We start from the raw sequence: 11,528 nt of genomic DNA on the forward strand, positions 1-11,528 counted from the left end.
TGTGAAACAGATCGTTCTGTTGCTTCAACGCAGCACTAGTACGTTTTCTCCACCCCGGCCGCGACGGACATCATGCCGCGGAAGACGCCCATGTTGGACATGATCTGCATCATGGAACCGTCGATCTTGTAATCGGGCGACGCGATGGCCTCGGTGGCCCCCATCTCCCCCTGGTCCATCTGCACCCACACGTCGTAGGGCGCCGTGGCCCGGGCCATGACGGTGTCGGTGTCCACCGCCTCCTCGCGCATCTGATCGGAGGGGGCGTCGTCAATCCACAGGTCGACATCCACCACCTGGCCCTCCTCGAACGTGTAGGTGGCGGTTACGTCCTCGGCGTCGGGCGTGTCGAGGCATCGCAGCTCGATGGTTTCGGAGAAGGCGCCCGCGGTGTCCTGGAACTCGTCATCACGGTTCAGCGCCTCGACGAAGCGTTCGACGTACGCGGGGGTCCAGTAGCGGGGGGCGTCGTCGCTCATGGGTGGAAAAGGGATTTGTCAAAAGGCCGCGCCGTAGTGTAGCCGTGCGGGGGGCAGAGTGGCAAGCGGAACGGGGGCGCGCGACGTTGGGGACACGTTGACCGGCGCCCAGGTCCCGTGCGTCTCAAGGGGTTTCCCTTCCCCCGTCCATCGCCGCGACGACTCACAGACAAGGCCGGTCCCCATTCACCGCTCTGCGGACCGGCACCACGCCGACCAGCACCGACCGTCGGGGGTCCACACGGCCCCCTTCTAGCGTGGAGACGATGGTTCAACGCACCGTCCCGCAGAAGACCTGAGCGTCGGCTTTCAGAAACGGATCTCTTGGCCGGGGGCGGGGGAGGTGCTGTGGTCCCTTCCGGGGACGGTCGCCGCCGTTCCTTTTCCCCACCACCGCGCGTTTCCCTCTGCCCCTGCGCACGCGATCGCATCCGGCCTTACGGGTCGATCGGGCCGGGGCTCTCCCCGGAGGAGGACACAAGAAGGGCCACGCCCCGGCTGAACAGTTGCCCCGCAAGGCCCAGGGCAACCCCGAGCCCCATCCCAAAGATGGCGAGCTCCTTCACGCCCAGGTATTTGCTGACGCTGATGAAGCCCATCCAGGAGAGCGCGCGCTGAACGATGCCGGTCTGGTCGGAGACCACGAAGAGAACGGCCCCAAACACGAACCCGAAGAAGGCGGATCGAACCAGGTCCTCGACCAGTAGGCCGCCAACCAATGGGGAAGAAGTCGTCTCGTCTTCGCTCTGGCTCATAAGGATGAACGCTCAAACACAGAAAGGGCCCGCCCTGAAAAGCGAGGCGGGACCGGCGCGTGGGGCTGTTTCCGGCCGCTTTGCAGTCGCGTGAGTGCGCAGCCGTTGCTCCGCGGTTCCTCCTCCCTCCCACAGTGGGGACAAAAGGTCCGTCCGCGGACGAGAACGCCGCACGGGCTTGGTAAAACGTGGCAACTCACTTTTTGGAGAACCAACAGAGAACGTGGGAGGTCCGGAGAGTGGGCCGTGATGCCTCCCCTGAAGGTCAAAATAAAATCGAAATCCAATGGGTCGTCCCCAGAGGGCCCGAGGGCCGTACGGCGGAGAACCGGGGTCCGTGTCGCCCTGAGTGTCGTGTGGGATCCGTTCGGGCGGACGAACGGCCTCGCCATTTTTCGGGATTCGGACCGGGCGGACGGCGCCCGGACGTTCTCGGGGGGAATCTCTTCACTGTTATGAGAAGGCCGGCCCCGTCCCCCGTCTTCCACCCGTCCGGGAGGTCTTCGCGCGAAGAGGGCCCGCCCCACGACCGCGGAGGGTGTCGCGATCGCGTTACAATGCAGAGGAAGCGGGAACGACCCGGGCGGGCGCGTGGAACCAGCACTCGTGGTTCAGCTCAATTCTTACACTTCTTCAAACGCTTTGCCTGCCATGGACGAACGCGAGCTTGTTGAGACACGGGTCCGGGACGTGCTGCGAACGAAGGGCACCCTCCGGCAGAACGGGGATGTCCTCACGGCCGACCCCACCGACACCGTTTACGACTGTATCGACGCCATGGTGGACCGCGGCATCGGGTCCATCGTCATCACGGAGGGCGACGAGATGGTCGGCATCTTCACCGAGCGGGACTACATGCGCGACATTGCCCTGAAGGGACGCTCCTCCCCGGAAACCGAGGTGCAGGAAGTCATGACGGAAGACGTCGTCACCGCCGAGGCGGAGGACCAGCTCCGCGATTGCCTGGATCGGATGAACGATCTGCAGTGCCGCCACCTTCCCGTGGTCGACGACGAGGGCAACCTCGCCGACATCATCTCGATGCGGGACTGCGCGAAGCAAGTCGCCGAGTCGGCGGAGTCGGGCGCGACGCAGCTCGTGAACTACGTGACGGGCCAGTATTCCACCCGGTAGGAGAGCGGATGCTCGCCGAGGCCAGGCGCCGGTTGTAGGACTCGACGGGCCGAAATGCGCCGCGCCGGACGGACCGTACGCTTGAGCTGGGGGCACGGCTTCTGGAGCCGCCCGCGCAGGCGGCCGTCCCCGAAAGGGCGGAGACGGCGCCTCAATCGTCCGCGCGAGCCAGCGGACCGGCTGGGCCCCCAGACCGATCGGGAAAAACACATCCCGTAGTGCCCCCTGCTCGCAGCGGGATGGAGTTCGGCCGGTCCATCCCCTCCCCGGCATGGACACGACACGACGTGGGGGCGAGAACCGTCCCGCCCGGGCGTCCTCGCCTCGGAACCCTCGTCCACCTCCCGTGATGCAATGTGTAACGTTGTAGTCTGAAGACGGCCCCCACACCTCTTTTCAATCTACGGCCGTCGGTTTCTGCCGCTCTCGGGATCTGCCATGCCTTCTCCCGCCCGCAACATCACCACCCTTCTCTGGCCGAGCGACGACATGCTCTCCGCCAATGCCAAGTCTCGGCTGCAGGTGGTTCGTCTGCTCTGTCTCCTCGGGAGCCTCCTGATTCCCCTTTACGGCCTCCTGTACGAGGCTGCGCGCCCCGAGGCAACCGATCCGATGTGGATCCGGCTCGTCATTGCGGGCGTCTTGGGGGCGTTCGTGGCGGGCACGTACGCTCTGCGAACGCTTCGCACCCACTGCGTCGGCATCGCGTGGGGACTGCTCTACCTGTTGATGGCCTGGAGTGTGGGCCTGGCGGCGGTCAATCAGTTCTCGGGGGCGTACGTGGTGGGCATGCTCGTCGTGTACGCTGTCTCCGCTACCCTGGTGTTGGTCAGCAGTCAATTGCTGCGGTCCGTGCTGTCGTTTTTGTCGGCGGGCCTGCTCCTCACGGGGGCTGCACTGCTGTGGGCCCCTGCCGTTCAGCTGAGCCCCCTGGTGCTGTGCGGGGGCATGGCCATGGTGGCCTTCGTCGTCGGGGGGGTCGCGCGGGGGGCTCTGCGCGTGCGAAGGCGCCTTGCGGACCAGGCGCGGGAGCTCCAGAAGCAGCGAGACCGGCTGGAGGGCCATCGGGCGTACACCAACCGCCTCCTCAACGCGACCGACGACCTGTTCTTTGCCCTCGACCCGGAAGGCCAGTTTCAGTGGTGGAACGACCGCGTGTTGGAGACGACCGGCCTGTCCAACGAGGACGTCGGAAGCGTGGACGCGCTGGACCATTTTGTGCCGGCCGAGCGGGAGGAGCAGGCCAAGCAAGCCATCCGCAGGGTGCTTCAAACCGGCAGCGGCCAGGTGGAAGTGCCCCTCGTGGCCGACGACGGAGTGGCGGTGCCCTACGAGTTCGTGGGCAACCCCGTTGAAAACCTGGAAGGGGAGCGCCAGATCGTGTGCGTCGGCCGGAACGTTGCCGAGCGGAAGCGTCGGGAGCGGGAGCTGCGGGAGAGCGAGCGGCGCTTCCAGGCGATGCTGAACGACCCGAACATCCTCGCCGGCGTGCTCGCGCCGGACGGGACGTTCCAGAAGGTCAACGACACGGCCCTCGGGTACATCGAGGCCACCCGGGCGGACATTCTCGGCCGGCCGTTCTGGGAGACCCCCTGGTGGGACACGGAAAACAGGTTGGCGGTCCGGGAGAAGGTCAGGCGCGTGGCCGAGGGGGAATACGTGCGCTTCGAAGCCGAGCACGTAACGCCGAGCGGGGAGGCCCGGACCGTGACCGGGATCATGCGCCCGGTGACCGGCGAGGCGGGGGAGGTCGTCTCGATTTTTGTCACGGCCCGGGACATTACCGAACGGAAGCGACGGGAGGAGGCCCTTCAGGTGGCGGAGGGGCGGTACCGGGCGCTTATCGAGAACTTTCCCGGGGGCGTTTTTCTCTTCGACGAGGATTTGCAGTATACATTGGCAGGGGGACGCGAACTCCGAGACGCGGGCCTCTCCCCGTCGGACGTGGAAGGGGGAGGTCCGCACGACATATTTCCGGCCGCCCTGGCCGAGGAGCTCGAAATGTACTTCCGGCGCGCACTCAGCGGCGAGAAGAATGCGTTCGAGCAGACGATGGACGAGCGCCGGTACTTCAACCGAACGCTCCCGGTTCGGGACGAGGCCGGAACGGTTATCGCCGGCATGGCGGTCGCCCAGGACATCACCGAGGAGCGCCGCCGCAAGGAAAAGCTCGAGCGGAAGAACGATCTCTTCCAACGGGCCCAGGAGATTGCCAATGTTGGCGGGTGGGAGTACGACCTAGACACGGGTGCCCTCACCCTCACCGACCAGGCCTACCGCATCCACGGCGTTTCTCCGGGCGCGAAGATGACGCTGGAGCGGAGCCACGGGCTGTACCATCCCAATGACCGATGGGAGGCCGAAGAGGCCTTCCGCCGGGCGGCCGAGGACGGGGTGCCCTACGACGTCGAGGCCCGCCTGATTACCGACGCTGGGGAGGAGAAGTGGATCCGCACCCGCGGGGCGCCGCAACAGGACGACGGCCGGACGGTTCGGGTCCGTGGAACGATCCAGGACATCACCGACCAGAAGGAGCGAGAGCAGGCCCTCCGTACGGCCAAGGCCGACGCGGAGGCGGCCCGCCAGGAGGCCGAGGAGGCCAGCCGCCTCAAAAGCGCCTTCCTCGCCAACATCAGCCACGAGATTCGCACGCCGCTGACGTCGATTATTGGCTTTGCCGAGCTGATCGGCTCGGAGGCCGGCGCGTTGGATCTGTCGGACAGCCCGCTCCCGGGGTACGCCACCATGATCGAGCGAAGCGGGAAGCGCCTGCTCGAAACGCTGGAGGGGGTGCTCAACCTCTCCAAGCTACAGTCCGGGCAGATGAAGCTGGAAACGGCCCCGGTCGACCTGACCGAGCAGATCCGCTGGGCCGTTCAGGAGCTCCGCCCGAAGGCTGAGGAGAAGGGGGTTCGCCTTCAGCTCGAGACCGGTTGCGCCGTGGCCGAGGGCGACGAGGGCGGCATCCAGATCGTCATTCGGAATCTGGTCTCCAATGCGATCAAGTACACCGAGCAGGGCGGCCGCATCTGGGTCCGGTCGTTTCGGGACGAGGACCGGGCCGTGCTTGAAGTTGAGGACACCGGCATTGGGATGGACCCGGCGGTGGCCGAGTCGCTCTTCGAGCCGTTTCGACAGGCGTCGGAAGGGCTAAATCGCGAGTACGAGGGGACCGGCGTCGGCCTGGCGGTCACGAACAAGGCGGTTGCCCAAATGGACGGATCCATCGAGGTAGACACCGAGAAAGACGAGGGCACCCGGTTTACCATCCAGCTTCCGGCCTCAGAGGAGCATCCGACCGGTGGCTCCGCCCCGTGAAGACGGATGCGACGAAACGAGGCGGGGCCACACGGAGGCCCGCTGTCTCTTGAGTGTCTCTCGCTCCTCCCTCGCCAGGGGCCGCGCACTGCCGCCCCACGAGGGTTATGCGTCATCCCCCCCCCCGAAGTCGCCTTTGGTCAGTAGAGGCGTGTACGACCTCCCACGCGGCTTCCGGCGCCTCTTCCCGAATGGGCATCCGAACGGACCGCGGGCGTCCAGGTGCATCACAGGCCGGCACCGCAGTTCTGCTCCGACCACCGGTGCCGCCTCCCGCTCTCTTCCTCCGAGAGGCGGCACCGCCTTGTCTCGGGCATCTTCGGGGCGACAACGTGTCCGGACGGACAAACGCGAGCGGCGTCCTTCTGCGTCCTATGCCCCGAGCTCCGGCGCCTCCCGTCGGCCGGCCGCGCCGTCCCCGGTCGTGCTCTCGAACCCTCCTTCCGTGCCGTTGGCGGGGGCTTTCGGGCCGTCCGCACGGCCACTGGCGTCCCGACTGCCGACGCGGAACTCGTCGACCAGCCCGCGGAGGCTGCCCGTCAGCTCCTCCAGCTCCGTGGCCGCCTGCACGACCTCTTCAATGCCCTCCGCTGACTCGTCGGACACCTCGGAAATCGACTGCACGCTTTCGGAAATCTGGTCCCCGGTCGCCGCCTGCTCTTCGGTCGCGGTGGCGATGCTGTCGACCCGGTCGGTAATGCCCCCGGTGCTGTCCACAATCTCTTCGAAGGCATCGGCCGCCTGCCCGGCCAATTCAATTCCGGCCTCCACCTCGCTTTGTCCCTGCTCAATGGCGCCGACCGCCTCACTGGTGTCTTCCTGAACGGAGGAGACCATCTGCTCGATCTCGTCGGTGGCCTTCGACGTCCGCTCGGCCAGCTCGCGGACCTCCTCGGCCACGACGGCAAATCCCTGCCCCGTCTTTCCGGAGCCGTCGCCCCCCGCACGGGCCGCCTCGATGGCCGCGTTTAGGGCGAGAAGGTTCGTCTGGTCGGCAATCTCGTCGATCGTCGCCACGATCTTGCCAATCTCCTCGCTCGATTCCTTCAGTCCACTAACGGTCCGGGCGGAACGCTTCACGACATCCCCGATCTCCCGCATCTTGTCGACGGCCTTCAGCACCACGTCTCCATTCTCCTCGGCCAGCTCCCCATTCTTTCGGGCGGCCTTGGCCGTCTCGGTCGCGTTCTCCGCGTTGTCGTCAATCGTGCGGGCCATCTGCTCCATGGCGGCGGCAACCTCGTCGGCCTGCTGGGCCTGCTTCTGCACCCCAGCGTTCAGCTGATCGGCCGAGCTTGCGAGCTGGTTGGCGACCGCGTCGGTCTTCTCGACCGCCCTGGACAGGCGATGAAAGACCTGCTGGATGTTCTGGACGGACTGGTTGAACTTGCTCTGCAGGCGCCCGATTTCTTCGGCCTGCGAGGCATCCATCTTGGACGCGAGGTCGCGGCCCGCCGTCTCGGCGTCAACTTGGACCGTCAGGTCCCCTCCGGCGAAGCGGTCCATGGCCCCGACCATCCGGTCCACTTCTTCGGAGAGGGCCTCCTTCTCTTTCTCCCGCTTGTTGGCGAGGGACTCCGCCTCGCGCTTCGTCTCTTCGGCCTCGGCCTTTCGCTCTTGGGCCTCCTCAATGCGGGTGCGGAGGGACTGGCGAAGGTCGTCGACGGCCCGGTACACGTCGCCGAATTCGTCGCCGCGGCCGGTGCGGATGGACTTGTCGAGGTTGCCCTCCGCAAGCTTCGAGGTGACGTAGCGCAGGTCCGTCAGCGTGGTGATCGTGATCGTGCCCGTGATGGACCCGATCGTGAGGAACCCGACGAACGTCGCCAGCCCGCTGGCGAGAGGGTTCTCTGTGACCAAGACCGTTGCCACGATCATGACGCCAGTCAGCAAATACCAGAAGACGTATTTCGTCAGAAAGCGTTTCATGGGAGCGTAGGGTGTTGGGAGCCAAACAGTGAGGGGAAACGAAGCAGGGGCGGCGCCTAGGCGGCAGACGTGACCGTCGCTACGTCGCCCTGCCCAGAAGCGGCCTCGGGCTCTCCGCCGGTCACCTTGACAAAGTTCTTGCGCGCCCGATAGATGAAGTAGACAAACGGCACCTTCGCGGTCACGTCCAGGTAGCTGATGATCACCGCAATGCCCGCCGCGTCGACCCACTGCAGCCCCGGCCCGAAGAGCCACACCAGCGGGTAGGCGAGCCAGAGCAGCCCGACGTAGTTCAGCAGGAGCCGCGCGAGCCGCCGGTGGGAGGGCGGCTCGCCGAATGCCGAGTTGCGCACCGGCCCGTAGAGGAGCGCGAGGAGGGTCAGGTGACAGGCCGAGGACAGCCCGAAGAACACCCACTGGGCCGTGGACGAAAACACGACGGCCCCCAGGCCGAACACGATCATCATGAAGTCGGCCAGGGCGGTGCCCGTGATCATGCCCCGGCTGGCCCCGGCAATGTACGCGGTGTACCCCACGAGAAGGGGCGTGGTGAGGGCCCAGTCAATATACCGGGGGATGGGTACGTGATACCCCTGAAACTGCACCGACCCGACGTCGAACGTCATGAGCAGGTACATGAACGCGGCAATTCCGGGAATGGCCCAGAGGTAATCGAAGTCGAGCCCCACTTCGTCGCCAACCAGCGACAGGGCAGGGGGAATCCCGACGAGCATTCCAAGGGTTCCGATGATGTAAACGATCGTAATCGGGTCCATGGGGGGGTGTATCTCTGAATCCAGACAGAACGTTTGGGGCTCCCTTCCAAGCGGAAAGCTTCTCTTCGGAGAGCATTTTTCAGCAAGGCATTTCTCCAGCAGGGTTGAGGAGAGGACCGCACGCCGCTCTTCTCTTCCGTGGGACTGTCGCTGGCCTCCCCAATAAATCACTGCCTCCTTCCTATTTTATCGGTCCTGATGTCTGCCCTTTAAATCAGATGTGTTCTATCTTTTTTCTTTGTACTATTTAAAAAAAGAGCCGGGCGGGCCTTGCACAAGACGACGATCAGGAGGATGATTCCGAACGACACCACGGGCGGCCCTTCGGAACGCCCCGCTCATCCACCGACTCGGTCGGACCGGCCCATTTTCTTCTCGTTCGGGTCCGTTGCTGAACGCGTGGCCTTCCGGTCCGCCGCCGGAAGCCGGGCGGTGAACGTGCTTCCCTGCCCCTTTTCCGTTTCCACGCCGATGGATCCCCCCATCTGCTCGGTCGCCTTCTTCGTCACTGCCAGCCCGATGCCAGTGCCCTCGTACTCACGGGACAGCCCCTCGGACCCCTGCCGGAACGGCTCGAAGAGCGACTCGGCCACCGCCGGGTCCATCCCAATGCCGGTGTCCTCGATTTGCAGCACCGCCTCCCCGTCCTCTCGGTACGTCCGCACCTGCACCGTCCCTTCCTCCGTGTACTTGATCGCGTTGGACAGGAGGTTCTGGAGTACGATCTGGAGCCCCCCTTCGTCGGCCCGGGCGCCGGCCTCTTCGGCCTCGACCTCGAGCGCAAGGCCGCTGTCGTCCGCCTCCGCCGCAAACTCCCGGGCGACCTGCCGGGCCTGATCCGCCAAATCGATGGGGCGGGACTCCAAGGTCATCTGTCCGGCCTCCAGCTTCGAGAGGTTGAGCACCGCATCCAGGGTGTCCAGCAGCCGCCGGCCACTGTCTTCAATCAGGTCCGCGAAATGAGCGACGCCGCCATCTCCGTCGATCTCGTCCCCGATCGCCTCGGCAAACCCAATGATTCCGGTCAGCGGCGTGCGAATCTCGTGGCTCATGTTCGCGAGCATGGCGGACTTCATGCGGCTGGCCTCTTCGGCCTCCAGCTTTGAGAGCTCGGCCTGCTCCTTCGCCTGTTTGAGCCGCCGCGCCTTCCGCTTCCGTTCGGTAATGTCCCGGGCCGTGACAAAAATCGAGACGACCTCCCCCGCCTCGCCGGTCACCGGGCGCATGATCCCGGTCACGGTCCGGGCCTCCCCGTCCGGGGTCACGTGCTCGGCCTCGAAGCGCACGTATTCCCCCTCGGCCACGCGCCTGACCTTCTCCCGGACCGCCAACCTGTTTTCCGTGTCCCACCAGGGGGTCTCCCAGAACGGCCGGCCGAGAATGTCCGCCCGGGTGGCCTCGATGTACCCGAGGGCCGTGTCGTTGACCTTCTGGAACGTCCCGTCCGGCGCGAGCACGCCGGCGAGGATGTTCGGGTCGTTCAGCATCGCCTGGAAGCGCCGCTCGCTCTCCCGCAGCTCCCGCTCCCGACGCTTCCGCTCGGTGATGTCCGACAGGACGACCGTCTGGGTGTCCATGCCCTGTCCCAGGCTTGTCTGGATCACCCGAAAGTACCGACAGTGCTCCTCCGAACGCGCGCTGGCTTCGGACTGCACCGTGTTGGTCGTCGCCTGCCCCCCTCCGCACTCCTGCGCCTCTCCCTTCTCGAATCCAGCCCGCCACGCCGGCTCCCCACGGCGAATCGTCTCCCCGAGCCCGGGCAATGCCTCCGTCAGCGGCCGCCCCAGGTCCTCCTCGCTCAGCGAGGGAATGATTTCCTGGATCCCGCCGCCGAGCCCCCGGATCCGCCCCTCCCGCCCGATGGTCAGGTTCGGCTCCTCCACGCTCCCGGTTAGTTGCACGACACTAAACTGGGTTTCGTAGGCAAACAGCAGCCCGATTGCAAACACCGCCACCCCCAGCGGCTCGTGGGTGATGTCCAGCAGCGCCGGTTCGACGTGTCCGATGACATTGAAGGCCGCCGGCAGGGCCGTGAGCCCCGTCAGCACTCCCAGCGGGAGCACCTTCGCCTCCGCCTCGAGAAGAAACTCAAAGATCATCAGGTAGCCGGCCGCCGACAGGGCGTAGGCCACGGCCATCACGACCCAGTAGAGCGTCTCATGGGTCACGACCAGGCCAAAAGCGCCCCCCACCGGCTCCAGCCCGTAGTAGAGGCCGTGCAGCGGGTTGGTCACCTTCAGGGCGGTGACGATCACAAACACGGCGGCCGCGAACTGCTGAACCTTGAGGCTCCGGTGGAGGCCCCGCCCACTGTAGGCGGAGCAGAACCAGAGCCAGGCGAAGACGGTGCCGAAGCCGACGATCAGGCTCAGCTGGTAGAAAAGGTGCTTCTCGAAGGCCGACCCGACCAGCAGGAAGCCCACGTAGGCCCCGGCCCAGACAGCACTTCCGGAAAAGAACCACGTCAGGGCCTGCCGGGTCTCCGGCGACGGAATCGACCGGGCCCGCAAGGCAGCCCCCAGACAGGCGGCGGTCGCGGCGACGAAAGCAAGAAGATAACCGGTGTAGGTTATAGGCGCGGATGCCTCAATCAGGCTTCCGATCATGGGCGGGTCGTTGTGCAAAAAAGCTCGCTGCAACATAGCGTCCACTCTAGTGGAGCAAGAAAAGGGCCGCGCATGCTCCAGCTCTTGATCCGTATCGGACTCGTCAAACTCGACATGGGTCGTCACAGCCCCCGTCAAATTTCCTCCTTCGGTGGTCCTCGTATCGGCCGGCCGGCGCTACGAACGGGCCTTTCACAGCTACCAGTCCCCGGTAATTTTACGGCGTAGGCGCCGCGACACCGGGCCGCGCCCCCCGCTCCAGCGGGCCTCCAGTGCCCGTTCGGGCCCGGCATCGTTTTTTCTGTATTCAACTGCGCCTGCCCAGCACTGCGCGGTGGCCGTTTTCTCGCTCCCGTCGTGCCCCTTCCTCGACGATCGGTGCGGGGGCGCGGCCGTGGGGTGTCCGCGCGGCACAGCTCCCCCCGGCGGATGTGGGACATAGTGTATTTTTAAAATACACGCCTTTAATGCCTCGCCGGTCGGGCCGATGATTATAATCCAACGGATGAGAAGACCCCCTGGGCGTGGCCG

General features: G+C 65.6%; 7 protein-coding genes. 2 read left to right on the forward strand and 5 right to left on the reverse strand.

The genetic code is table 11. The annotated features are described in order from the left end of the window. Window positions 1-35: 35 nt before the first annotated feature. Window positions 36-479 carry an SCP2 sterol-binding domain-containing protein gene (locus OJA40_RS06195; protein WP_208427388.1) on the reverse strand — a complete coding sequence of 148 codons (444 nt, stop codon included), beginning with the start codon at window positions 477-479 and terminating at the stop codon, window positions 36-38. A 437-nt stretch (window positions 480-916) separates the two neighbouring features. Then, window positions 917-1,234 (reverse strand): hypothetical protein, encoded by a 318-nt coding sequence (locus OJA40_RS06200; protein ID WP_208427389.1) that lies wholly within the window; start codon window positions 1,232-1,234, stop codon window positions 917-919. Window positions 1,235-1,885: 651 nt separating this feature from the next. Here OJA40_RS06200 and OJA40_RS06205 point away from each other — a divergent pair. Together OJA40_RS06205 and OJA40_RS06210 are read left to right on the forward strand one after the other, a co-directional pair. Next, a complete protein-coding gene (locus OJA40_RS06205; protein WP_208427390.1) occupies window positions 1,886-2,368 on the forward strand; it encodes a CBS domain-containing protein in 483 nt (160 codons plus the stop codon). A gap of 438 nt (window positions 2,369-2,806) precedes the next feature. Next, on the forward strand, window positions 2,807-5,686 hold the full coding sequence (locus OJA40_RS06210; RefSeq protein WP_263810134.1) for a PAS domain-containing protein: 2,880 nt from the start codon (window positions 2,807-2,809) through the stop codon (window positions 5,684-5,686). A gap of 372 nt (window positions 5,687-6,058) precedes the next feature. On the opposite strand, the gene OJA40_RS06215 is transcribed toward OJA40_RS06210, so the two are convergent. From OJA40_RS06215 to OJA40_RS06225, 3 genes are all read right to left on the reverse strand, one after another. Further along, window positions 6,059-7,615, reverse strand: coding sequence for a methyl-accepting chemotaxis protein (locus tag OJA40_RS06215; RefSeq protein WP_263807942.1), 1,557 nt, complete (start codon window positions 7,613-7,615; stop codon window positions 6,059-6,061). Between the two features lie 56 nt (window positions 7,616-7,671). Continuing rightward, window positions 7,672-8,391 (reverse strand): bacteriorhodopsin, encoded by a 720-nt coding sequence (locus OJA40_RS06220; protein WP_263807941.1) that lies wholly within the window; start codon window positions 8,389-8,391, stop codon window positions 7,672-7,674. A 338-nt stretch (window positions 8,392-8,729) separates the two neighbouring features. Beyond that, window positions 8,730-11,033 carry a sensor histidine kinase gene (locus tag OJA40_RS06225; RefSeq protein ID WP_263807940.1) on the reverse strand — a complete coding sequence of 768 codons (2,304 nt, stop codon included), beginning with the start codon at window positions 11,031-11,033 and terminating at the stop codon, window positions 8,730-8,732. Between the last annotated feature and the right edge of the window lie 495 nt (window positions 11,034-11,528).

The organism is Salinibacter pepae, assembly GCF_947077775.1.
In the GTDB taxonomy this organism is placed as follows: domain Bacteria; phylum Bacteroidota; class Rhodothermia; order Rhodothermales; family Salinibacteraceae; genus Salinibacter; species Salinibacter pepae.